We start from the raw sequence: 26,131 nt of genomic DNA on the forward strand, positions 1-26,131 counted from the left end.
TTATTAAAAGCCTACGTTAACACCAAATAAAAATGATCTTGTGCTTGGGTAAGCACCGCGGTTATCGATACCCGGCCCTAAACCTGTATCCTGGATAAAATCAGGATCATTTCCTGAATATCCGGTGATGGTAGCTAAATTCTGTCCGGTTGCATACACACGGATGTTACGGACCATTTTGGTTTTAAGTTTGAAATTATAACCGATGGTTACCTCGTCAAGCTTAACATTTGTTCCATTTTCGAGATAATAATCAGAATACATATAGGTATCCTTAATCTGGCTGTATTTCCCGAATGCTTCTGCTAAATAGTTGATACCCGAGATTGATGGATTGCCATAAGAAAGTGCAGTGGTATTTAAAATCTGGTAATCAAATTTACCGCGTAAAAATACCCTGAAATCAAAATTCTTATAGGTAAAGTTTGCAGTATATGAGGCATAATATTTCGGGATAGCGTTACCTATTGGAGCAAGATCTGTTAAGTTTTTATCTTTCGAATAATTGATCTGATCGTTACGCACGGCCTGTCCGTTTCTGTTATAGAACAACCACTTTCCATCGGCATCAAAACCGGCAAAACGTTTGCCCCAAAATACACCGAGGTTTTCTCCCTCGTATGTGGTAATGGCATCGCCAAGATCCCCGGCACCGCCAATAGCACCAAAGGTTTTATATTTAACGGTATAAATATCATTTGAATAAGAATCCAGGGTATTTTTGATTGTGCTACCGGTAAAATCCATGCTAAAAGTAAAATCTTTGGTTTTAATGGCCTGGTACGATAGCGCAAGTTCGATACCTTTTGATGAAATCTGGCCAACATTGGCAAAAATGCTCGATTGAACATAAGGTGGCTGAGGGGTGGTGTAGGTATCCAGCAAATCTTTGGTTGTACGTTTAAATACATCTAAAGCACCCGTTAACTTACTGTTGAATAAAGTAAAATCAGCACCGATATTCAGCTCGCGTTTGCTTTCCCATTTAAGGAAAGGATTGGCATTTCGGCTCGGCCCGTAAGTTTCGCGGTAAGCACCATCAGGGTATAAATATTTTCCACCGGTACTTAAAGTAACCCTTGAGGCATTGTTCTGGAAACCTGAGTTACCGGTAACACCATAACCGGCCCTTAACTTTAAACTGTTAACCCATTTTATGTTTTCCATAAATTTTTCCTGGCTAACATTCCATCCAACCGATACAGCCGGGAAATTCCCCCATTTATTGTTATCACCAAACCTTGATGAGCCTTCTCTCCTTAAAATAAACTGGGCCAGGTATTTTCCATCGAATGCATAATTAATACGGCCAAAGAAAGCGATTAATGTATTATCATTTTTAAAACTTCCCATCGCAGCTTTACCATCGGCAAGTGCCTGGCCAGCGTTTAAATTGTCTTCGTGAAACTGATCATTTAAGAAACCACGGTTGCTCGCCTTTGCGCCTTCTTCGATATAATAGCGATAACTATAACCTGCCAATGCAGTAAATGAATGTTTATCGGCAATGGTTTTGGTATACTGTAAAGTTGGCTCGAGGGCAAAACTCTGTGATAAGAAATTATTTTTGAAGGCATAGCCCCCGTTAGGATAATCGCTGTTCTCAACAGAATTTTCACTGGCTATATTGGCATAACCGCCATCCACATAACTGTCTCTCTGTACCGAACCAAATACAGTACCTTTTAAACCTTCGATAATATCTAAATCGGCCTTAATATCTGCCGAACTGGTCTGCTGTTTACGGTAACTGGTTTCCTGAAATAAACGCGCAAACTGATTGGTACTCTGGTTATCATAATAATATGAGCCATCGGGGTTATAGATCAGCTTTGTCGGATTTTTTGTTGCTTCTTCTTCCCAACCGCTCCCTGCCAGCTCATTATCAAAAAAGTCAATCCTTGTTCCGTTAGAAAGTAAATTGGCATTATTAAAATTGGTTGCCAGGTTCATCTGTACATTCAATTTATCGTTCAGGCCTTTTTGATTTACGTTTAGCCTTAGGGTATATTCTTTACGGCCATTCTCTAACGCAATACCTTGTAAATCCCTGTAATTTATACTGGCCCGGTAACTGGTTTTGTCGGATCCTCCGGATAAAGAGAGGTTATGATTTTGTGAAAGGTTGTTATGGTTAACCAGGCGATCGTACAGATCTTCGCTACCTCCATAATCGATGGCATTAATCTGGCCCGAAGCAATTTTCTGCCTAAACTCATCGGCCGTTAAAAAGTCCAGACGGTTCTGGATAAATTCTTTTCTCACATAGGCAGAGTAATTAAAGGTTGGTGCACCTGGTTTTCCTTTTTTAGTGGTAATTAAAATTACACCCGCATTTGCGCTCGTACCATAAATAGCTGCCCCTGAGCCGTCTTTTAGTACGTCGACTGATAAGATATCGTCCTGCTGCAACAGATCGGGATTACCGCCGGGTATACCGTCGATAACAAATAACGGACTTGCGCTTCCAGTTACCGAAACTACTCCCCTTAACTGTACACTGGGCCCGGAGTTAGGGTTCGAACTGCCGCGTGTAATGTTTAATCCGGCAACTTTACCCTGTACCAGATCGATGGCACTACGGGCACCACTTTGCCTAAATTGGGCCGTATCTACGTGGGCTACAGATGAAGTAACTTCTTTTGTTTTTAATGTTCCATAACCTACAACCACAACTTCATCAAGTTTTTGTGATTGTGACGGGACCAAAGCAATAGTTAATGGTGTAGCACCATTACCTGCCGGAACAGATTTGCTTTGATAACCGATGTAACTGAACACCAGCACATCGGTTGGCGACGTTACATTGATGCTGAACTTACCGTTTTCCTGTGTTACGGTACCACCGGTTTTGCCCTGGATTTTAATCCCAACACCTGGCAAACCGATTTTCTGTTCGTCTACAACAGTACCGGTAATTGTTTTTTGTGCGGCCGATGTTCCTGCGGCTGCAGGCGTTGCAGGTGCCGTTGTAGCTGGTGCCTGTGCCGGACTGGTAGTTGGCCTTGCGCCACCCAATGGATTTTCGGGCGCTTTTACCGAATCGGCAGGTTTTGCAACCGGAACCTTTTTGGTTGTGTCTTGTTTTTTAGTTGTATCCTGCTGAAAATAATAGCGGTTTAAAATATTTTTTTCGCTCTTAATTTTTGCAAACAACTGGGGGCTTGAAAGTAGGACGAGGCATAGGAATCCTGTCATCCTGAGTAAAATGTTTTTCATTGGCACTCACTAGTTTAGTTTATAATCAGTTAACGCAATGCGGTCAAATTTTACTAAATTAATAAGAGCAACGGGATTAATTAGTTATCTATAGGTTTTCCGCAAAACGATTTAGTAACGTCTTAAAGGGCATATTGTTTCAAAAAAGTTTAAACAGCACCTAAAATGTTACGTTATAGGTAAAATAAAAATTCACTAATAAAATGCGCTAAAATTAGATTACGGGTGTGATTTCAGTCGTTTAGAATGAGTGTAACGGCTTAGGGAAATCTTTATGATTGGATTATAAATCCATAGCTCAAAGATCCGGATTACAAATCCGGACCAATATCAGCGGAATACCACGTACAGAAAACGGCATTCCTAACTCTTTAATTTTTCTACAATCAATTTGGCTGTTTTAGCGGAAGCACCAGGTTTGCCCATTAATAAAAGTAGTTCATCATAGTTTTTCAACATCTCGTCCCTACCGGTTCCGCCCAAAATAATCTGTAATTCGCTGCTAACTTTTTGCGTATTGCAATCTTCCTGGATAAGTTCGGTTACAATCTTTTTATTTACGATGAGGTTAACGAGCGAGATAAACTTAATCTTCACCAGCATTCTCGCAATTGCGATTGAAATGGCACCTCCCTTATATACCACTACCTGTGGCACTTTAAACAGTGCGGTTTCTAATGTGGCCGTTCCGGATGCTACAATGGCCGCGTGCGCATGATACAATAAATTATAGGTATTGCTAAAAAGAAGTTTAACTTTTTTATCTCCTGTAAACTGATGGTAATAAGCTTCGGTAAAAGTTGGTGCTGCCGCAATGGCAAAAATATAACCGGGGTATTTTTCTGTTATGCTCAACATTACCGGCAACAAACGCTCTATTTCCTGTTTGCGGCTACCGGGCAATAAGGCAATAATCTTTTCTGCACCCAGCTGGTGGTTTTCGCGGAAGTTTAAATCGGGTGTAAACTGCGCAATTTCGTCCAGAAGCGGATTGCCCACATAATCTACTTCCATGCCCCATTCTTTATAAAAATCGACCTCGAATGGCAGAATACAGAACATGTGGTCTACAATTCTTTTTATTTTTAGTACCCTCTTCTGGTTCCAGGCCCAAACTTTTGGCGAAATATAATAACATACCTTTATGCCATTGGCTTTTGCAAACTCGGCAATTTTGAGGTTAAAACCTGGGAAATCGATCAAAACCAGTACATCGGGTTCCCAATTTAAAATATCTTCCTTGCAGGCTTTAAGGTTTCTAAAAATGGTCCTTAAATTCAAAATCACTTCGGTAAAGCCCATAAAGGCCATTTCGGCATAATGCTTAACCAGTTCTCCACCTTCGTCATGCATTTTATCCCCACCAAAATACCTGAATACAGCATCGCCATCCTCCTGTTTTAAGGCCTTCATTAAATTGGCGCCATGTAAATCGCCTGATGCTTCTCCGGCTACGAGGTAGTACTTCATATTTATGGATGATGTTTGATGTAAAATGGAAGATGTAGTTTTCCTCTCGTCCTTAGCATTTTATGTATGATGTTTGATGGAAGATGCAGTTTTCCCCTCGCCCTTATTATTTTATGTATGATGTTTGATGTAGAATGGAAGATGTAGTTTCCCCTCGCCCTTATTATTTTATGTATGATGTTTGATGGATAATTGAAGAGGTCGTTTTGTTCCTCTTCCATATTACATCTTCCATTTTTTTAATGAAGAATGGAGAACAATATTTTTCCCATCATCCATATTACATCTTCCATATTACATTACTTTATATGCAAAAAACACAAAAGCGCACAAAAAGGTTGCGGCCAATATGCCCCTTCCGATATTTTCCTTATTGTATTTAAAAAAAATCTGCATGGTATAGGCATTTACCGCAATACCACCGATATATAATAAATCTGCTTTGGCAAGGTAGGTTACATGGTGGATAATGTACCATGCAATGGAACAAAAGATTGCAGGGATAAGCAAACCAATGCCCAAACCTACCCATGCCGAATTATTTAACTTCTTTAAACGATCGATCATTGTAACACTAACCTAAATTAATGCCATCGGGCGCAGCAACATTTGTGCCTTTACCCTCTGGTTTTGTACCGTCGCTGCCGATAAAATCCCAACTGTTGAGTGTCTGTATGGCATGGTGCGCGGTTAAATCGAACTGTACCGGAACAATAGAAACATAATGGTGTTCCAACGCCCAGTTATCGGTATCTTCACCTTTATCAAAATTCTCAAAAACGCCGGTTAACCAATAGTAAGGGCGTTTGTAGGGATCGGTCCTTTCTTCAAACTCTTCCATCCATTTGGCATTGGCCTGGCGGCAAATTTTAACCCCTTTTATGTTATCTTTCGGAAAGTTAACGTTTAACAGGGTACCTTCGGGCAGACCGTTGGCCAAAACCTGTTCGCAGATATTTTTAATGTATTTTTTAGTGTGGCTGAAATCGGCATCGGCTGCAAAATCATCCAAAGAGAAACCTACCGATGGAATTTTTTCTATTGCTCCTTCTACCGCGGCCGACATGGTGCCTGAATACAATACATTAATAGAATTATTTAACCCATGGTTGATCCCGGATACACATAAATCGGGCTTTTTACCCTTGAAAATCTTATTTACGGCAATTTTAACACAATCAACCGGTGTACCGCTGCATTTATACATTTCGACACCTTCGTAAAGCTCAACTTTATCAAAACGGATCGGCCTGCCAATGGTTATGGCATGCCCCATGCCACTCTGCGGACTATCTGGTGCAACCACCACAACATTGCCCAGCTCCTGCATTACCTCCATTAAATTTTTAATACCCGTAGCTGTAATACCATCGTCGTTTACAACTAAAATATTTGGTTTTGTGCCCTGCTTTGTCATGCCGGTAAAAATACAGAATTATAATTTCAGGGCACAATAAACCGTGATTTATATGCTGAAATCATTTATTCCAATCCTTTTAGTTCCTAAATAAAAAATATTTTCGTTCGATAGGGGAAAGCATTTATATTTGGATAAATAACTTATTAAAAATGAACGCTGTATTTGGATCTTCCTTTCAACAACCGGATACTGCTCATGATCATAAAACCAAACCAAACAATGAAATTCAAACTATTTACTTTAGCTTGTTTTCTGATTACAGGTTCGATAGCCCAGGCGCAAACAACCTATCAATGGAAAACAGGCACATCAGGCGGTTATGCATATAAATATGTAACCAACGACCCTACCAAAACCCGTTTTTACACCTTAAAAAATGGATTAACGGTAATTTTATCCCAAAATAACAAGGAGCCTAATATTACTTACAAAATGGCGGTTAGGGCCGGCAGTAATACCGATCCACGTACAAATACCGGTTTGGCCCATTATTTAGAGCATCTTTTATTTAAGGGAACGGATAAATTCGGGACTTTAAATTATGCCAAAGAAAAACCTTATCTGGATAAGATCGAGGCACTTTACGAAACCTACAACAAAACCACCGACCCTGCAAAACGCAAAGAGATTTACAAAGAAATTGATAAAACTTCGGGCGAAGCATCTAATTATTCTATCGCAAATGAATACGATAAAATGATGAAATCGATTGGAAGCAATAGCACCAATGCCCATACTTCGGTAGAGGAAACGGTTTATGAAGAAGATCTTCCATCAAACGCAATAGATAAGTTTTTAGCCGTACAGGCAGAGCGTTTCCGTGCACCGGTTTTCCGTATTTTCCACACAGAATTAGAGGCAGTTTACGAAGAAAAAAACATCGGTATGGATAACGATGGACGTAAAATGTACGAGAAAATGCTGTATTCGCTGTTTCCGACACACAACTACGGACAACAAACCACTATTGGAACCATCGAACATTTAAAAAATCCTTCACTGGTTGAAATCAGAAAATATTACGACAAATATTATGTGCCCAACAATATGGCCTTAATTATGAGCGGTGATATTAATTACGATGACCTGATCAAAAAAATCGACAAGGATTTTGCCTATATGAAGTCGAAGCCGCTATCGTTGTATAACCCGGCTCCGGAAAAACCTTTAACACAGATCCAAAAAGTTGATATTTATGGTCCAAGTGCCGAAAATTTGTATGTTGCTTACAGAGGTTTTGCACAAAATACGCACGAAAGTTTATTACTGGATCTGATCAGCAGTATTTTGGCCAACGGCAAAGCGGGTTTAATGGACATCAATATTAATAAACAACAAAAAATGTTAAGGGCTGGTGCGGGATATAACTCAATGAAAGATTATGGTATCTTCATTTTATCCGGTTCGCCAAAAGCAGGACAAAGTTTAGAAGAAGCCCAAAAATTATTGTTGGATCAGGTAGAATTGCTTAAAAAAGGCGAATTTGATGAAAGCCTGATCAAAGCTACCGTTGCAAACATTAAATTATCTGAACTACAGAATTTTGATAACAACGATGTACGTGCAGATTTTACAATGAATGCTTTTATCCAGAACCGTGGTACGGAATGGGATAAAACATTGGCCTCAACCGATGCTATGGGTAAAGTAACCAAAAAGGAAATTGTAGATTTTGCCAATAAATTTTTCATTAACAACTATGTTTCTATCTTAAAACATAAAGGTGAAGATAAGAGCATTATCAAAGTGGAAAAACCAATCATTACCGCAGTTAAAACCAATGTAAACGAAGTTTCTCCATTCACAAAAGAAATTATCGCTGCACCGGTAAAACCAATCGCACCTAAGTTTTTGGATTACACCAAAGATCTTCAGTTTGGTAAAGCAGGCATTGCAGATGTAATTGCGGTACAGAACACCGAAAATGGAATTTTCCGTTTGGGATACCGTTTCGATATGGGTTCTTACAACTACAAATTATTGCCTTATGCTGCCCAGTACCTCGCTTTTTTAAGTACCGATAAATATTCGGCAGAAGATATCAGCAAGGCATTTTACAACATTGCCTGTAGCTATAATGTTAATGTGGGCACCGATGTTACCACAGTTACGATCAGTGGTTTACAGGAAAACTTTGATAAAGCCGTTGCTTTATTGGAAGATGTGCTGGCTAACTGCAAACCGAACGAAAAAGCTTTGGAAGATTTAAAAGGCCGTTTGTTAAAATCGAGGGATAATGCAAAACTGAACAAATCATCAATTCTTGGTGGTTTAATGAGCTATGCGCAATTCGGAAAAGATAACCCTTTCAACTACGGATTAACCAATGATGAGATCAAAAATATTAAATCGGCTGATCTGATCTATATCCTGCATAACCTTACCAATTACAAACACACCATTACTTATTACGGTCCGAAAACGTTGGCAGCATTTTCTGCTGATATTGTGAAGGCGCATCCATTGGCAAAAGAATTTACCGATGCGGCACCGATCAAGAAATTTGTGTATACCAAAACCGATTCGAACAAGGTTTATTTTGCCGATTACGATATGGTTCAGGCAGAAATCCGTTGGGTACGCAATGGCGGGTTGTACGATCCTGCCAATTCAGCTAAAATTGCTTTATTCAACAATTATTTTGGTGGTGGTATGGGTTCTGTTGTATTCCAAACCATCCGCGAATCTAAAGCATTGGCTTACTCTACATTCGCAGTATATTCTTCGCCAAACAGCAAGGAAAAAGAGAATACAATTATCGCTTATGTAGGTACCCAGGCAGATAAAATGAATGATGCGGTTGCGGGTATGAACGAATTGCTGACTACGCTACCAGAATCAGACAAATCATTCGATTTATCGAAAGCCAACTCATTAAATGGTATAGAAACCAGCCGCATTACCAAAGATGGCATCATTTATACCTATTTAGCAGATAAAAAATTAGGTTTCGACCACGATTCGAGAGTTGATGAGTACGCCAACCTAAAACCATTAACTTTTAACGATGTAAAATCGTTCCACCAAAACAACCTTTCGGGCAAACCGTACAGCTATTGTATTGTTGCTTCGGAGAAAAAAATCAACATGGCCGATTTAGCAAAATTCGGTCCGGTTACTAAATTAAGTTTAGAACAGATTTTTGGATACTAAGAAAGATCAAAGCAATAAAGACCAAAGTCCAAAGCTTAAAGCGGTTCTCCGAAAGGAGGATCGCTTTTTTTGTTTTTGGTTCACTGGTTCATTAGCCATTAGTTCATTGGTGAGCATGGTGCAAAAAACTATTCTGTGTAAATCCCGTGCATCCGTGGCTAAAAACAACTAAGTTCCGCTAAAATTCCCTTCACCGAAAACTTTGCTCCGCACACAAATTCATCCGCAGCACCGTAATAAATAGTCAGTTCATCGCCATTAATCACGTGTCCGTTGGTAAAAACCACTTCACCGAAGAAACCATGCAGTTCATAATCGGCTGTGGGTACCATAATAGGATTTAAAGTACGCGCCAATACTTTCGCTGGATCGTTTAAATCCATTAAAAAAGCGCCTAAACAATACTGGTGTTTTTCGTTTGCGCCATGGTAAATTTCGAGCCAGCCATCAACTGTTTTAATCGGTGCGGCACCTGCACCAACGCGGGCACTATCCCACATTCCCGGTCTGGTTTTAATAATGCAGCGATGTTTGCCCCAATGTATACCGTCGGGCGATTCGGCGAGCCAGATATAATTGCCACCCAAAGCCACACTGCTGGGGCGGTGCAAAGCATAAAATTTGCCATTTACCCGTTTTTCAAACATGGTACAGTCCTTATTATGCGGCGGAATGATCATGCCATGGTTTTCGAAATTCCTCCAATCTTTTGTACTGCGCATGCCCACTCCTACCCCATGCCCTGAAACTGCTGTAAACGTTAAATAATATCTACCCTCAATCAGCGAAACACGGCAATCTTCAATCCCGAAAACCTCATCTTCACCCACACCCTGTAATAAAGGATAGCCCTGGGGTTGATAAAAATGTATACCATCATTGCTGCAAAGCAATCTTAAATGCGATAAGGTGGTTAAATAATCATTGCCTTTATAATTGATCACCCGTGGGTCGGTTGCATTTAATTCAGGATGGTTTTCTTCGATCTCTATAATTTCGATCCCATCTTTTTTTAATACCGGGAAAGATATTATTCCAGCCTTTTGCGCAGGCCTTTCGGCCACCCGTACCAACAACCAGGTTTTTCCTTCGAAAGTAAAAACGCCTGGATTGAGCAAACAAACAATTTCAAGTCCTGATCTGCTTGGCTCAAGATCTTTTGGGTATAAAATTGGATTTTCTGGAAATCTTTTGGCGATATCGGGCATAAAAAATGTTTTAAACGCAAACAGGCGGTCTGATTTAGACCGCCTGTTTATTTCATAAAATTGATGTTATAATGAGTTGATCCATTTTACAAGTTCTTCCCTACCTTTTCCGGTTTTTTGCTGCAGTTTGCCCAACAATTCGTCATCTTGTCCCTCTTCGTGCTTTAAATCATCATCCGTTAAATCAGCATAGGCTTGTTTAACCTTTCCTTTTATTTCATTCCACTTTCCTTTTAATTCTAACTTATCCATACTGGTGATTTTTGATATAATTAATCTGTTATTTCTCACTATCCAACAGGCCAAACCATTATTTTGTTTTGATTTTAACGAATTAAACCAAATATTAAACACATTTCTATCTAATCAACAAGGTTTTGAATATATTTTTGATTATCTTAATAGTAAGTTTTCTATAAAAGCTAAACATTATTAACTAAACCTAAAATTTTGATGAAAAAACTACTCTTAAGTATGATTTTATCTTTCTGCTTAATTTCATTTGCTTTCGCGCAGGGCAAAGTAATTACCGGAAAGGTAACGTCGGCCTCGGGACCAATTCCGGGTGTCAGCGTTTTTGTAAAAGGCTCGCCCTCCACCGGCACACAGAGTGATGCTACGGGGGCTTTTAAATTAACCGTAGCCGATGATGCCAAAATAATTGTATTCAGCTTTATCGGCTACAAAAGCAAGGAATTACCGATTACAGGGCAAACCATTAATGTGAGCCTGGAGGAGGAGAATACAACCTTAACGGATGTGATTGTGGTGGGTTATGGCACGCAGAACAAACGCGATGTAACGGGTTCTATCGCAAGGGTTACTGCTGATGATTTTAAAGATAGGCCAGTACCAACGGTAGAGGGCGCCTTACAGGGTAAAGCACCTGGCGTTTTTATCAATTCGGGCAGTGGCAAACTTGGTCAGGCCTTACAAATCAGGGTAAGGGGTATTTCGTCTATCTCGGCTAGTAATCAGCCCTTGTTTGTAATAGATGGAGTACCGATTGTGAGCGAGGCGTTGGGTACCTATACCGAGGCTGATAATCCGCTTGCGGCAATTAGTCCTGATGATATCGAATCGATGGAAGTGTTAAAAGATGCTGCCTCTGCAGCCATTTACGGTGCAAGAGGATCGAACGGGGTTGTGCTCATCACCACAAAAAAAGGCAAGCAGGGAAGAACCAACATCGATTTTGGATATTATGCCGGATTTAGCGATCCAACAAAAAAAGGCGATTTTTTAAATGCCGACCAATACCGCCAGTTACTAGATGCTTCTTTTAAATATAATAACTACGATGACGGTGATTATGCAAATGCGGCCGAAATGTGGAAAGATTATACCGGAACAGATGATTGGACAAGCAACAACAACACCAATTGGGTTAACGAAGCTTTCAGAAGGGGACACACTCAGCAATACAACATAAACATTAACGGTGGTGATGCCAAAACCAGATTTATGCTTTCGGGAAATTATAACAATAATGATGGAATTATTGTAAATAACCGTTACGTACGTACAGGTGGCAGATTAAGTATAGATCATACCGTATCTAAGATCTTAGACGTAGGAGGTGCTGTCAACATTTCAAAAGTAGATAATTACCGTATCCCTACCGATAATGCTTTTTCAAATCCCTTACAGTTAAATGCCTTGCCGCCAATTCAACCGGTACGCGATGCATCTGGCCAGTTAAATGGTTCTACCGTTTATTATAATAGTTTAATTGATTATGAGAACGGTAAAAACCTTTCAACCACTTACAGAACCTTTGCAAATGCTTATGCGAGCTTAAAAATCACTCCAGATCTGGTTCTTAGAAGCGAATATGGTTTTGATTTCAATAACCTTGAAGAAGAGCAATTTTTAGGGTCGAAAACACAGGATGGAGGAAGTACAGGAGGTTCTTCTACAGATTATATGGCTAAATCCATCAACTTTAACACCAATAACACCCTTAACTATACCAAAACCTTTAACGAAAAACACAATCTGAATGTATTGGCCGGATTTGCGTTTCAGGATACAAAATTCAGGTATTCATCGGTAACCGGAACCACATTGCCGTCAGACAGTTTTACCAAGATTGCAAGTGCAGCGGTAATTTCGGCCGGCGAATCGTCGGAAACCAGACATACCTTTGTTTCCTATCTGGCCAGGGTAAACTATAAATACGACGATAAATACCTGTTGAGTGCTTCGATCAGGACCGATGGTTCATCAAGGTTTGGTGTAAATAACAGGTACGGAACGTTCCCTGCCGTATCAGTTGGCTGGCTTATTAACCAGGAAGATGGCCTTAAATCGAGCGAATGGTTAAGTTTATTAAAACTTAGGGGCAGTTATGGTTTAACCGGTAATGCTGAAATTGGCGATTTTGCTTCAAGAAATCTTTACCGTGGTGTTAACTATGCAGGCGTTGGCGGCACACGGCCAAGTCAGTTGGGCGATCCGAATTTAAGCTGGGAAAATACAACAAATTACAATATCGGTTTAGATTTCGGCTTTTTCTCCGATCGCATCTCGGGTACTGTTGAGTATTATAAAAAGAAAACAACCGATTTATTGCTAAACGCTCCAATCGCAGCAACAAATGGTTTCTCGTCTATCACCCAGAACATTGGCGATATGCAGAACCGTGGATTTGAATTCTCTTTAAATACCAGAAACTTTGTGGGCGAATTTAAATGGTCTACTTCGTTTAATATTTCCTTAAACAGGAACAAGGTTTTACGTTTGGTTGATGATCAGCCGATTTATCCGGGCGGAAGATTTTTAGGCCGTGTTGCGGTTGGTGAGCCATTGGGTTATTTCTACGGAAAGGCCTATGCAGGTGTAGATCCTGCCAATGGTGATGCACTTTATTATATTGACGCTTCAAGAACCACCACAACCAACGATTATACCCTTGCCCAGAACCAGAAACTTGGCGATCCTAACCCAAAATTCTTCGGCGGTTTCGGTAACCATTTTTCTTTTAAAAACTTCGACCTGGATGTACAGGCACAATTTGTTTCTGGCAATGACATTTATAATATGGCCGGTGTTTTCCAATCTGCCAATGGTGATTATTTTGATAATCAAACCATCGATCAGTTAAATTACTGGACGCCAACAAATCGCGATACCCCTATTCCGCAACCCAGGTTTAATGAGGGGAACGGTACAAGCCCATCTTCCAGATGGATACAGAATGGTTCTTATCTGAGGATAAAAAGTGTTGTTTTTAGCTATAATCTGCCTAAAGCATTTATTAACAAATATAAACTGCAAAATCTAAAAATCTTCGCCTCGGCCCTTAATTTGTTTACCATAACCGGCTATAAAGGTTACGATCCGGAGGTAAATACGCCTAGTGGTGGATCTCTCCAATCGGATAATATCCAGCTTGGCCACGATTTTTATACCCCACCACAGGCACGAACCATCACTTTTGGCGTAAACATTGGCTTATAAAAACATTAGATATGAAAAATTATAAAAATATATTGGCTGTATGTCTTCTTATCCTGGGCACATCCAGCTGTAAAAAACAATTAGATATAGATCCCAAGCAAAATATTGATGCCAATGTGGCACTAAATACTACTGCAGATGTTCAGAATGCATTGATTGGGGCATACACTTTTTTAGCAACCGGCGATCTCTATGGCAATAACCTTGTTTTTATACCTGACCTTTATGCCAGTGATAACTATTTAACATGGCGCGGCAGTTTTACTACCTACCGTAATATATCGAGCAAAGCCATTGTATCTGATAATGCTGACGTAAGAAGAACCTGGATAACCGCTTACAGTGCAATTAACACTGCAAATATTGTCCTTTCTGCATTAAATGTGGTAAATGATGCCAACACCAGGAATGTGATAGAAGGCAAAGCTTTATTTATCAGGGGAATAATGCATTTCGAACTGGTAAGATTATACGCGCTGCCTTATGATGCATCGGGCGCCAATGCAAATTTAGGTGTACCAATTATCACAAAAGCCGTTAAAACCATCGATAATGTAACCAATTCTGTTGCACGTAATACTGTTGCAGAGGTATATGCAGCCGTAGAAAATGATTTAAAATCGGCCATTACAAAATTGTCTGCAGTTGATGATCAGTATGCTGCTAAAGCATTTTTGGCAAGGGTTTACTTACAGGAGGGCAAATATGCCTTAGCCAGGGATATGGCTAATGACATTATTACAAACAGCCCATATCATTTAATCACCAATTCACTTGAAGCACCGTTCAGGACCAAAAATTCGAACGAAGGAATTTTCGAAATCAAACAGAACGAGCAGAGCAATGCAGGTACTTCTAATGATGGATTGGCTACTTTTTATGCCAGCTATCAAAACGCAACCGGTGGCGATGTAGGCCGGGCTGATGCCTTGGTAAATACTACATTTTACAACTCGTTCGAAGCAGGCGATAAAAGGCAAACTGAAATGATTTACGATGGTACCGGTGCCCGAACCGGTTTCTTTACTAAGAAATGGTATAGCTTTTATGATAACATACCTGTTTGCAGGGTTACAGAACAATACCTGATTCGTGCAGAATCTAATTTTAGATTAGGCACAGCCATTGGCGCCACACCAGCCGATGATATTAATACGTTAAGAACCAGGGCCGGATTAGGTAATGTAATACCAACTCTAGCAATTATCTTAAACGAAAGGGAAAAAGAGTTGGATTATGAAGGTTTTAGGCTTCATGATTATAAACGTACCAAACGTTCGATAGGAACCTTTGCCTATGATGACCCAAAACTGGTTTTCCCAATCCCTGATCGTGAAATAAATGTGAATAAAGCTTTAAGGCAAAACCCGGGTTATTAATATAATGACCGATAAACAAGAAAGCCTCCTGATTTTCTATCAGGAGGCTTTCTTGTTAAATATCTAATCTGTTAAAGTTTCTTCGCAGCTTCGATAATTTCTTCTACCACACCCGGATCGAGCAAGGTAGAAGTATCGCCTAAATTACTGGTATCGCCTTCGGCAATCTTGCGTAAAATCCTGCGCATAATCTTGCCCGAACGTGTTTTTGGCAAACCTGAAACGAACAATATCTTATCAGGCTTTGCAATGGCACCAATTACGCGGGTAACGGTCTGCAAAATATCTTTTTTCGATAATTCCGCTTCACCGTGCATATCAGGGTAAATTACAAAAGCATAAATCCCCTGCCCTTTTACATCATGCGGATAGCCAACAACCGCACTTTCTACCACACCGGCATGCATATTAATCGCATTTTCTACCTCGGCGGTACCAATCCTGTGGCCCGAAACGTTTAATACATCATCTACCCTGCCGGTAATCCTGTAATACCCATCTTCATCACGTAAACAGCCGTCGCCGGTAAAATATAGATTTTCGTAAGTAGAAAAATAGGTCTGTTTGCAACGTTCATGATCGCCATAAGTAGTGCGCAACATACCCGGCCAAGGAAATTTGATACAAAGATTGCCCATAACACCATTTCCTTCAATTTCATTACCGTTTTCATCAACCAAAATCGGTTGGATACCCGGCAAAGGAAGGGTAGCAAAACTGGGTTTGGTTGGCGTTACCGTTGCAATTGGCGAAATCATGATTCCGCCGGTTTCTGTTTGCCACCAGGTATCAACAATAGGTGCTTTACCATGACCGATTTTCTCATCGAACCAATGCCATGCCTCTTCGTTTATCGGTTCACCTACCGAACCTAAAACACGGATGGTGCTTAAATCTTTTCCATTTAACGGATCGTCGCCATAACTCATTAATGAGCGGATAGCTGTTGGTGCAGTATAAAGTGTATTTACTTTGTGTTTTTCTACTATATCCCAAAAACGCGATGGTGTTGGGTAAGTTGGAATACCTTCGAACAGTACGGAAGTTGCCCCCTGCGAAAGCGGTCCGTAAACGATATAAGAGTGACCGGTGATCCAGCCGATATCGGCCGTACAGAAATAAACCTCACCGGGTTGGTAATTAAATACGTTTGAGAAAGTATAACCTGCGTAAACCATATATCCCCCGCAGGTATGAACCACACCTTTTGGTTTTCCGGTAGAGCCTGAGGTATACAGGATGAACAACATATCTTCCGCATCCATTTCTTCCGCTTCGCAGATGTCGTTTACGTGTTTTACTTCATCTTCCCACCAAACATCGCGGCCTTTCAGCATCGAAACAGGGGTACGGATATGCGTTAATACAATACATTTTTCTACAGTCGGGCAACCGATCAGTGCATCATCAATTACATCCTTTAAAGGGATCTGTTTATTACCGCGGTAAGAACCATCGGCAGTAATTACCACTTTACATTGCGAATCGTTAATGCGGTCGGCGATTGATTTTGCAGAAAATCCACCGAAAATAACTGAATGAACGGCACCGATCCTTGCACAGGCTAAAACTGCAATAGCCAGTTCGGGCACCATAGGCATATAAATACAGATACGGTCGCCTTTTTTTGCACCATTGCGTTTTAACACATTGGCAAAACGGCAAACACGCTCGTGCAACATCTTATAAGTGTAGGTAACACTTTCTTCTTCTGGATTGTTCGGTTCCCAGATAATGGCCGGTTTATCGCCGTTGGTGGCAAGATGACGGTCTAAACAGTTTTCGGTAATATTAAGTTTAGCGCCCTCAAACCATTTGATATTGGGTTCGTTAAAATTCCATGATAAAACCTTAAACCAGGGTTTACGCCACTGAAAATTCTGTGCTACTTCGCCCCAAAACTGCTCGGGGTTTTCTACGCTTTTTTTATAATCTTCTTCGTACTGCTTAAAAGATGTAATCTGCATTGCTCTGTTTTATATGTTGGATTAGTTGCGGCTAATTTAAATAAATAATAGTAAGGAGAAATAGTCTAATCATAAATAATAGTGTGGAGAAATAGTCTAATCGTATCAAAATGAATATCAAACGTTTGTTTAAAAATATTTATTTTTAATATATGGATATTTCCGTCGGCCTCAATACTGATTGTATTGTGCGTTAAATCATCCGCTACAGTTAATTTTAAAGATCAGGCATCAACAAACATTGCCCAAACCTGTACACTCATTAAATGTAAATTATAAAAATAATTAGCTACACTATTGTCTTTTACAATTATTATTCAGATATTTGCACACTCTTAAAAAAATTAAGCGGACGATATTAACAACTATATTTACAAGTCATGTCAAGAGTTTGTGATTTAACAGGAAAAAAAGCAATGATAGGTAACAACGTTTCTCACTCAAACGTTAAAACCAAACGCAAATTTTACCCTAACCTACAACTTCAGAAATTTTATATCCCTGAAGAAAACCGTTGGATTACGTTGAAAGTTTCTACTTCAGCGATCAAAACCATTAATAAAGTGGGTATCAGCGAAGCCATCAACCGTTTCGTTAAAAAAGGATTTTTGTAAAAAACATTAACTGTTGAGATTAACAGTTTACAATTTATATTAAAATGGCAAAAAAAGGTAACAGAGTTCAGGTTATTTTAGAATGTACCGAACATAAAGAAAGTGGCATGCCAGGTATGTCTAGATATATTTCTACCAAGAACCGTAAAAACACTACTGAGAGATTAGAATTGAAAAAATTCAATCCGGTATTGAGAAAAGTAACCGTACATAAAGAAATAAAATAATTGAATGATAGATTGGTTAAATGATTGAATCAAAAAATTCTGTCATTCTAACATTCTCCTATTCAATCATTAAAATTATAAGAACATGGCAAAGAAAGTAGTTGCAACCCTTAAAACAGGTACAGGTAAAGAATATTCGAAAGTAATTACAATGGTAAAATCACCTAAAACCGGTGCTTACTCATTCAAAGAACTTATCGTACACAACGACCACGTAAAAGATGCTATCGCATCTAAATAAGGTTAATATTTTTTAACATAAAAATATTAAAGGCCGTTCCGTTTTAACCGGAAGGGCTTTTTTTGTTAGTGAAATTTACGGTAGGAAATAATTGATTATCTTTGATAAAAAGCATAACCATGGAAGCATACAAATTCAAAACAAAAGTTTCTGATAATGGGACAATTTCTGTTCCTGACGGATTTGACGTGAAGAATAAAGAGGTTGAAGTGATTATTCTGGTTGAACCTGTAAAAAGCATTACTCAAAAAAAGTCAAACGAAAATCCCCAATAATTTACTGGTTGTTTAACAGATATCCAGCCATCGTTTGTATATATTTCAGATACCTACCGATTTTTTAAAGAAACATAAAAATAACTAATGGGTTTATTCGATTTTTTCAAAAAGAAAGAAACTGCACCTGAAGCCCAGGAAGCATTGGATAAAGGTTTAGAGAAAACCAAAGACGGTTTTTTCAGCAAAATTACCAAGGCCGTAGCAGGAAAATCCGCTGTTGATGATGAGGTACTCGATAATCTTGAAGAGGTTTTGGTTACTTCTGACGTGGGTGTAAGCACCACTTTAAAAATCATCAAACGCATCGAAGAGCGTGTTGCAAAAGATAAATACCTTAACACCTCCGAGCTTAATTTTATTCTCCGTGATGAAATCCAGTTGCTGTTATCAGAGAACAACAGTAACGATTTCCGTCAGTTTGAATATGGCAACCACAAACCTTATGTAATTATGGTGGTTGGTGTAAACGGTGTGGGCAAAACTACTACCATCGGAAAACTGGCGCATAAACTGAAAGAATCTGGCCTTAAAGTGGTTTTAGGTGCTGCCGATACTTTTAGGGCCGCAGCTGTTGATCAGATTAAACTTTGGGGCGAACGTGTTGGTGTAAGAGTAGTAGCACAGGCCATGGGTTCTGATCCTGCATCGGTTGCATTTGATACCCTACAATCCGCTGTTGCAAATGGCGAAGATGTAGTGATTATTGATACCGCCGGACGTTTGCACAACAAAATCGGACTGATGAACGAGCTGGGCAAAATCAAACAGGTAATGCAAAAGGTTGTTCCAGGTGCTCCGCACGAAATTTTATTGGTACTTGATGCCTCTACCGGACAAAACGCTTTTGAACAATGTAAACAGTTTACCGAAGCAACCGACGTTAATGCATTGGCCATTACCAAATTGGATGGAACAGCGAAAGGTGGTGTAGTAATCGGCATTTCAGATCAGTTCAAAATTCCGGTTAAATATATCGGTGTAGGAGAAAAAATAGGCGATTTACAGCTTTTTGATAAGAAAGAGTTTGTGAATAGTTTGTTTAAGTAGCACCTATAAAATATTCGTCATACTGTCCTGATTCTTATATCGGGATCAGCATCTTGTAAAAAAAGACCCTGAAATAAATTCAGGGTGACGACCACCTTACTTTTATTAATAGCAAAGATTAAGTGTAAAAGATGAACACCAAAGTAGTACGCAATAAAATCATAACTAAACAGCCTAAAATCAATGTGATTACATTAGGTTGTTCAAAAAACATATACGATTCGGAAGTATTGATGGGCCAGTTGCGTGGCAACAATTTAAATGTTGTGCACGAATCTGATAAAATGGGCAAAGATGATATCGTTGTAATCAATACCTGCGGTTTTATCGACAATGCTAAACAGGAATCAATTGATACCATCCTTCAGTTCAGCGAGCTTAAAGAAGCCGGAAAAATCGGCAAAGTAGTGGTTACAGGTTGTTTATCCGAACGCTACAAACCCGAACTGGAATCGGAAATTACAAATGTTGATGCCTTTTTCGGCACTAACGATTTACAGAATATATTACATGAGCTGGGTGCCAATTACAAACACGAACTTATTGGCGAGCGTTTGCTAACTACCCCTTCACATTTTGCCTATTTCAAAATTGCCGAAGGCTGTAACCGCCCGTGCTCTTTCTGCGCCATCCCGTTAATGCGTGGCAAGCACATGAGTAAACCAATGGAAGAATTGGTTAACGAAGCTAAAATATTGGCCAAAAACGGCACAAAAGAGCTTATTTTAATTGCCCAGGATCTTACTTATTATGGTTTGGACCTGTATGGTGTACGTAAACTAGATGAATTGATGCGCCGTTTATCTGATGTTCCGGGTATTGAATGGATCCGTTTGCAATACGCCTACCCTTCTGGTTTCCCGATGGAGATTTTGGATGCCATGAACGAGCGCGATAACATCTGCAAGTACCTGGATATGCCATTACAGCACATTACCGATAACATGTTAAAATCAATGCGCCGTGGTACCACTAAACAAAAAACCATCGATCTGGTAAACCAGATCCGTGATAAAGTGCCGAGCATTGCCATGCGTACCACATTGATCTGCGGATATCCGGGCGAAACAGAACGCGATTTCGAAGAGATGGCAGCATGGGTTGCCGAAACAAAATTCGACCGTTTGGGCTGCTTTACGTATTCGCATGAGGAAAAGACCCATGCACATACTTTGGTTGATGATATTCCTGATGAAGTAAAACAGCAACGTGTGGATGATATTATGGAAATCCAGCAGGGTATTTCTTTCGATATCAACCAGGAAAAAGTAGGTAAAACCTTTAAAGTACTGGTAGATAAAAAAGAAGGCGATTTCTTTGTTGGAAGAACCGAATTTGATTCGCCCGAAGTAGATAACGAAGTTTTGATCGATGCTGCTACAGGTTATGCAGCAAACGGAAGTTTTGTTCAGGTAAAAATAGACCGGGCAGAGGATTTCGACCTGTACGGAACAATTGTTTAAAAAAACATAAATATATTAAAGCCCGGGAATCATGTTTCCGGGCTTTTTTGTTCCACAAATACCCGTCATTAACACTATTTATTCTGGCCCGTCATCTCGAGCGCAGCCGAGAGATCTAACTCTATGATGCTTTTGATTTAGATTTCTCTCCCGAATATTCTTGACGTTCCAATCGAGATGACGGTCCTTCACTAAAAATCTTTCATTAGACCTAAGTTATTTCTTCTCTAACTGTAGCGAACACAGTACTTTACCCGTTTAAGAATAAAAAACAGGTATAAGTATCCGTATGAAAAAGATTCTAATTGTTCTTGTTGTGATTTTTATCGCCAACCTAGGCTGTAAAAAAGCAAATGTAGGTGGAGAAATCCTTTGTGCGTGCACAGTGGCTGGCGGCCCAACCTTAAGTTTAGTAATCAAAAATAGTACAGATGTTGATCTGCTCAGTCCGGCTACTGCGGGTTATTTCGGCAAGAACCAGATACAGCTTTACTCGAAAGAAGCGAACAATGTAATCAGGCAGATCAGTTTTGATATCCGTCCGCCATTTACATACGGCGATAACTTGAAAGTAAATTATTACCAACTGATTTCTTCACAAATCACCCTTTTATCTAAAAGTATTGATAACACTTTTTATCTAAAACTGGTCGATGGTAAACTTTATGAACTCAATTTAAAGGTAAACAATAATGTGATTGAAAAACTATTTATAGATAAAACCGAAGCCCCAAGAGAAATACAGACATCTAACAATTCGTATCTTGATGGCATCTACAGGTTAAAAATATAATAACCCAAATTTGATTATTTTTAACTCCTTCCCCATCACGCTTTAAGCATATTATTCTTTAGACTCAAACGATCTGCTAAATTCTAAGTCATCTGTTTTCAACTGTAACAAACACAGCTCTTTACCCGTTTAAGATTAAAAACCAGATATAAATATCCGTATGAAAAAAATTTTAATTGTTCTCGTGGTGATTTTTATCGCCAATTTGGGTTGTAAAAAAGCCAATGTAGGTGGAGAAGGTCTTTGTGCCTGTTCTGTACTTAGCGGGCCGCCTTTAGTTTTAGTAATTAAGAATAGTGCCGATGTGGATTTGCTTAATCCGAAAACAACGGGTTATTTCGATAAAAACCAGATACAGCTGTATTCGAAAGATGCGAATAATGAAATTAAGCAGATCACTTTTGAAATCCGCCCACCTTTTAATTATAGCAATAACCAGAAACTGGATTATTATCAGCTCACGTCCTACCAATTATCTACCTTATCTAAAAGTATCGACAATACGTTTTATCTTAAATTGGGCGATAATAAGCTCTTTGAAATAAATGTGAAGGTCAATAAGAATATGGTTGAAAAATTATTGATCGATAAAGCTGAAGCCCCGAAAGAAACTCAGGCAGGAAGCAATTTGTATCTCGAAGGTATTTACAGATTAAAAATACAATAACCCAAATTTGATTATTTTTAACTCCTTCCCATCACGCTTTAAGCTTATTATTCTTTAGACTGAAACCATCTGCTAAATTCAAAGTCATCTGTTTTCAACTGTAGCAAATACAGTTCTTTAACCGTTTAAGATTAAAAACCAGATATAAATATCCGTATGAAAAAAATTTTAATTGTTCTCATGGCGATTTTTATCGCCAATTTGGGTTGTAAAAAAGGAAACCGCCTGTGTGCCTGTTCACCGAATACAACCGAACCTTTATTACTCGTAATTAAAAATGGTACAGATGTGGATTTACTCAACCCGAAAACTACCGGTTATTTCGACAAAAACAAGATACAGCTATATTCGAAAGATGCAAATAACGTAATTAAACAGATAAGCTTTGAAATCCGCCAGCCATTTAGCTATAATAATACCGAGAAAATAGATTTTTACCAGCTTGCTTCGTGGGAAATACCTTATTTATCAAAAAGCATCGATAACACTTTTTATCTTAAATTGGGTGATGATAAACTTTATGAGCTTAATTTAAAGGTAAACAACAATCGAATTGAAAAACTATTGATTGATAAAACCGAAGCTACGAAAGAAGCCCCAACCGGAACCAATTCCTATATGGATGGTATTTACAGGTTAAAAATATAATGGCGGTTACTATTACATAAAAAAGTCCCGATGGCATTCATCGGGACTTTTCTGTTATTATTTTTTAGGTTCTGGCCTATCTTTAATCTGACTAGGTTTTAACCAGATTTTTGCCCCTTTTGCGTTTACATAGTATTTTTCATTTTTCGCATTGATGTAAACGTTAGAGCCATCTGGTGCCATTTTACCTTTCCAGGTTTTGTCTGCAACCTTCGAACTTCCTTTCACCGCAACCTCTGCCGTTTTATTACCTACCGATTTAGCACCTTTTTCAATCGCCTTTCCGGTATGATCCAACGCTTTACCAACTTCCGTTTTTTTCTTTTCCTGGGCATTTACACTTAGGGCTGCGCCGCCAAATAAGGCCAGCGTTAATAAACCCATTACTAATTTCTTTTTCATGACAGCTATATTTTATTTATAGGATAACAGTTGGTAATGGGATTTGTTTTAAATTCAAAATAGATAAGCAATTACCGTTTTAATCCTTTGTAAACCGTAATATGGTATACGAAAATGGTTTAAAACCATAAACCGGGTGATCTGTGGGCATTAGCACTTTCGAATATTGTGTAATGTATTCTTTTTGCTTTTTAGCAGTATTACGTTCCTTGAGATTGCCTGAAAGTGTTGAAACATTAACTTCAGGGGCTCTGTTTTCAAAACCTGTAAATTCAAATCTTGCATCTATTGTTTCAGCAGTTGTATTTACCACATACAATACCAAATCCTTACCTTTTTCACTTCTTGCCGCCGTAATATCCAGATTACCATTAACCGATGTATTGATTCTTAACGGCAGATGATTTTCGGCCTGCATTTGCTGCGCATAAAAGGGCGGCATACCCCAAACCTGATCGGGAGTAAAAAAGATCTGTCCCTGATCCCAATCGTTATCATTTTGCCTATCTGGCTGTAAAGCGTTTGCCGGACTCGACGTTAGTACGTCTTCACTGTGTTTGCGTATAGCATTCATATTCGTAGCATGGCCAAGTGCACGTTGCATACCGTGTTTACTTCCATTTTCTTCAAATACGGCAATTTTCATTGTGGTATTGGGATCCCATTTCTTAAAACGGTCCAGCATATCCGTTAGCTGTTTATCAGTTTCTTTACCTGCTGATGGATCATCGCCTCCAACATGGAGATCCCAATAATCGGCCTTTCCATTCAATTCTTTAAACACATATTCCATATTTGGCGAATCAGGACGCCACCATGCCGCCTGCACCAATTTAAGCGAGTTGTCTTTTTGCCGCATGGCATCGGCCAGAATTTTAAAGCGCTGTACATATTCTTCATAAGCTGCCCTGCTATCTCCGTTAAATATCACTTCTTCGTTCCCAATTTCTATATATTTAACATGATAAGGTTCAGGATGTCCGTTTTTGGCCCTTTTCGCCCCCCAGGTGGAGTTTTTATCTCCATTAAGGTATTCTACCATATCGGCCATATCTTCCGGCGTTTCATAAATGTTGATCGCAAAACAGGGTGTTATCTGGGTTTGTTCGCAAAATTTTAAAAACTCTTCAACTCCAAAGCCATTTGAGGCATACCAGTTCCAATGACCGCGGTATGGCATCCGTTTATCCGGATCACCGATCATATTTTTAAATTTATATCCTGGCGCATTTACCATTGTGCCGGCATAACGCAGAAAGGTGAGCCCTTGCGAAACCAGCATTTTTCCAATGTCGGCGCGTATCGGCAATCCGTTAAACTGATCCTTCCCTGTACCCATTAGTACCACCTGATCAATCCACAGTTTCCCTTTCGAAGTGAGGTAAACAGCCAAACGTGCATTTGCATCAGTTGCATTTGAAGTAAGATTGAAAGTGAATTTCTTCCAATTTTTTCCTATTGCATTAATTTGGTGTTTTGCATAGGTTTTGCTCCCGTCAATGTTTTCCAGTGCTATTGTAACTGGTCCTTCAATTGTACCTTTCAGGTAAATCCTTCCATGAAACAACTGGTCTTTTCTTGTAGCAATCCCCCAGCGGTTTAAACTCCTGTTGGCTACTCCAACTTTCCCCACGCCACTGATAAAATTAATGATCTGCGATTTTTTCCCATTGTATGCAGCAGTAGAATCAATGTGAAATGTTGCTTTTGCATGGTTGCTTTTAACAAGATCCCAGTTGTAACTCACCTCTTCGTTCGGTGCATTAACCAGTTTAAGCTGTTCGGTTTTACCTTGATCAGAAATACTAATATTCCTGAATTCCATGTCCGATTTCCATGTACGCAAGCCGATCTTACCAGATAAAATTGGCTGATCATTATCTGTAAATGAAAGCACCTGTTTAGTATTCAAAAAGATCTCCATCTGTCTGTCTTTCAATACCAACCGCAGTTTGTTCCAGCTTTGTGGCGAAAAATCAACCAATGCTTCTTTCAATAAACGGAAATTTTGAAGGTGTTTTCCAAGGGCTACTTTTTTACCATCGGCACTTAAACTTAATTCATATCCATCAAAAGCATCATCACCTATTCCCTCGTTCGCCACACGGAAAATCAGTCCGCCGCCATCACCTTTATTGGTAAACCTGATTTCGGCTTCAACAGCACCATCAACGATATTTTTCGGTTCATAAATCAGCTTTGCGCTATGATCGGGTTCTACACCAATGTGATGGACGCCATTCATTTGTACTTCACTTTTTGTATTCCTGCCCGGTTTTATCGTAACAATACCATTATTACCTGTCCAGAAACCCGAATACCTGCGCCATTGGTTAAAATTTAGGCCTGTACTAGGTTCTTCAAAACTTTCGCCGAAAATCCGCTGATCGTAAAAACCGCCATAAATTTCGTGGTTTACATCTTCGATGTTGGAGCCATAAATAAGTGGACTGATTTTATTTTCAATTTTATC

Annotated in this window: 21 protein-coding genes; 12 read left to right on the top strand and 9 right to left on the bottom strand. The window is 39.3% G+C overall.

All coding sequences use genetic code 11. The annotated features are described in order from the left end of the window. Positions 1-3: 3 nt before the first annotated feature. The 4 genes from B2V92_RS09470 to surE all read right to left on the bottom strand — a co-directional run bounded on the left by B2V92_RS09470 (position 4) and on the right by surE (position 6,106). The gene (locus B2V92_RS09470; RefSeq protein WP_293307222.1) at positions 4-3,219 is read right to left on the bottom strand and encodes a SusC/RagA family TonB-linked outer membrane protein; all 3,216 of its coding nucleotides are present in this window, start codon (positions 3,217-3,219) and stop codon (positions 4-6) included. Positions 3,220-3,582: 363 nt separating this feature from the next. Further along, positions 3,583-4,689, bottom strand: a complete 1,107-nt coding sequence (lpxB, locus tag B2V92_RS09475) for a lipid-A-disaccharide synthase (protein WP_293307223.1) — start codon at positions 4,687-4,689, stop codon at positions 3,583-3,585. Between the two features lie 294 nt (positions 4,690-4,983). Beyond that, positions 4,984-5,256: a stationary phase survival protein SurE gene (locus tag B2V92_RS09480; protein ID WP_293307224.1), complete on the bottom strand. Its 273-nt coding sequence runs from the start codon at positions 5,254-5,256 to the stop codon at positions 4,984-4,986. 7 nt (positions 5,257-5,263) lie between these two features. Continuing rightward, entirely contained in the window at positions 5,264-6,106 is an 843-nt protein-coding gene (gene surE / locus B2V92_RS09485) for a 5'/3'-nucleotidase SurE (RefSeq protein ID WP_293307225.1), read from the bottom strand. Positions 6,107-6,328: 222 nt separating this feature from the next. On the opposite strand from surE, the gene B2V92_RS09490 reads away from it, so the two are divergent. Beyond that, a complete protein-coding gene (locus B2V92_RS09490) occupies positions 6,329-9,262 on the top strand; it encodes a M16 family metallopeptidase (protein WP_293307226.1) in 2,934 nt (977 codons plus the stop codon). Between the two features lie 158 nt (positions 9,263-9,420). Here B2V92_RS09490 and B2V92_RS09495 read toward each other — a convergent pair whose 3' ends face one another. Both B2V92_RS09495 and B2V92_RS09500 read right to left on the bottom strand, forming a co-directional pair. Beyond that, positions 9,421-10,470 carry a glycoside hydrolase family 130 protein gene (locus tag B2V92_RS09495; RefSeq protein ID WP_293307228.1) on the bottom strand — a complete coding sequence of 350 codons (1,050 nt, stop codon included), beginning with the start codon at positions 10,468-10,470 and terminating at the stop codon, positions 9,421-9,423. Between the two features lie 66 nt (positions 10,471-10,536). Continuing rightward, positions 10,537-10,722: a CsbD family protein gene (locus B2V92_RS09500; RefSeq protein ID WP_025145117.1), complete on the bottom strand. Its 186-nt coding sequence runs from the start codon at positions 10,720-10,722 to the stop codon at positions 10,537-10,539. Positions 10,723-10,923: 201 nt separating this feature from the next. Between B2V92_RS09500 and B2V92_RS09505 the strand changes: the two genes are divergently transcribed. Continuing rightward, positions 10,924-13,932, top strand: a complete 3,009-nt coding sequence (locus tag B2V92_RS09505; RefSeq protein WP_293307232.1) for a SusC/RagA family TonB-linked outer membrane protein — start codon at positions 10,924-10,926, stop codon at positions 13,930-13,932. An 11-nt stretch (positions 13,933-13,943) separates the two neighbouring features. Then, positions 13,944-15,311, top strand: coding sequence for a RagB/SusD family nutrient uptake outer membrane protein (locus B2V92_RS09510; RefSeq protein WP_293307234.1), 1,368 nt, complete (start codon positions 13,944-13,946; stop codon positions 15,309-15,311). 71 nt (positions 15,312-15,382) lie between these two features. Here the strand turns inward: B2V92_RS09510 and acs are convergent, their stop codons facing one another. Then, a complete protein-coding gene (gene acs, locus B2V92_RS09515) occupies positions 15,383-17,278 on the bottom strand; it encodes an acetate--CoA ligase (RefSeq protein ID WP_293307236.1) in 1,896 nt (631 codons plus the stop codon). 380 nt (positions 17,279-17,658) lie between these two features. On the opposite strand from acs, the gene rpmB reads away from it, so the two are divergent. The 9 genes from rpmB (at position 17,659) to B2V92_RS09560 (ending at position 23,256) form a co-directional block, all read left to right on the top strand. After that, positions 17,659-17,892, top strand: a complete 234-nt coding sequence (gene rpmB, locus B2V92_RS09520) for a 50S ribosomal protein L28 (RefSeq protein ID WP_293307238.1) — start codon at positions 17,659-17,661, stop codon at positions 17,890-17,892. Positions 17,893-17,936: 44 nt separating this feature from the next. Beyond that, positions 17,937-18,119 carry a 50S ribosomal protein L33 gene (gene rpmG / locus B2V92_RS09525; RefSeq protein WP_010599807.1) on the top strand — a complete coding sequence of 61 codons (183 nt, stop codon included), beginning with the start codon at positions 17,937-17,939 and terminating at the stop codon, positions 18,117-18,119. 85 nt (positions 18,120-18,204) lie between these two features. Beyond that, positions 18,205-18,360, top strand: a complete 156-nt coding sequence (locus B2V92_RS09530; RefSeq protein ID WP_010599808.1) for a DUF4295 domain-containing protein — start codon at positions 18,205-18,207, stop codon at positions 18,358-18,360. Positions 18,361-18,479: 119 nt separating this feature from the next. Further along, positions 18,480-18,635 carry a hypothetical protein gene (locus tag B2V92_RS09535; protein WP_293307252.1) on the top strand — a complete coding sequence of 52 codons (156 nt, stop codon included), beginning with the start codon at positions 18,480-18,482 and terminating at the stop codon, positions 18,633-18,635. 87 nt (positions 18,636-18,722) lie between these two features. Beyond that, the gene (ftsY, locus tag B2V92_RS09540; protein ID WP_293307254.1) at positions 18,723-19,685 is read left to right on the top strand and encodes a signal recognition particle-docking protein FtsY; all 963 of its coding nucleotides are present in this window, start codon (positions 18,723-18,725) and stop codon (positions 19,683-19,685) included. Between the two features lie 131 nt (positions 19,686-19,816). Beyond that, positions 19,817-21,148, top strand: coding sequence for a 30S ribosomal protein S12 methylthiotransferase RimO (rimO, locus tag B2V92_RS09545; RefSeq protein ID WP_293307256.1), 1,332 nt, complete (start codon positions 19,817-19,819; stop codon positions 21,146-21,148). 289 nt (positions 21,149-21,437) lie between these two features. After that, positions 21,438-21,941, top strand: a complete 504-nt coding sequence (locus B2V92_RS09550) for a hypothetical protein (RefSeq protein ID WP_293307258.1) — start codon at positions 21,438-21,440, stop codon at positions 21,939-21,941. Positions 21,942-22,101: 160 nt separating this feature from the next. Further along, positions 22,102-22,608 (top strand): hypothetical protein, encoded by a 507-nt coding sequence (locus tag B2V92_RS09555; protein WP_293307260.1) that lies wholly within the window; start codon positions 22,102-22,104, stop codon positions 22,606-22,608. Positions 22,609-22,764: 156 nt separating this feature from the next. Continuing rightward, positions 22,765-23,256 (top strand): hypothetical protein, encoded by a 492-nt coding sequence (locus B2V92_RS09560; RefSeq protein WP_293307262.1) that lies wholly within the window; start codon positions 22,765-22,767, stop codon positions 23,254-23,256. 57 nt (positions 23,257-23,313) lie between these two features. On the opposite strand, the gene B2V92_RS09565 is transcribed toward B2V92_RS09560, so the two are convergent. Continuing rightward, entirely contained in the window at positions 23,314-23,658 is a 345-nt protein-coding gene (locus tag B2V92_RS09565; RefSeq protein WP_293307264.1) for a hypothetical protein, read from the bottom strand. Between the two features lie 79 nt (positions 23,659-23,737). Continuing rightward, positions 23,738-26,131: family 16 glycoside hydrolase (locus B2V92_RS09570; protein WP_293307266.1), on the bottom strand; the 2,394-nt coding region annotated here is incomplete at its 5' end.

The organism is Pedobacter sp. UBA5917 (genome assembly GCF_002432345.1).
Taxonomy (GTDB): domain Bacteria; phylum Bacteroidota; class Bacteroidia; order Sphingobacteriales; family Sphingobacteriaceae; genus Pedobacter.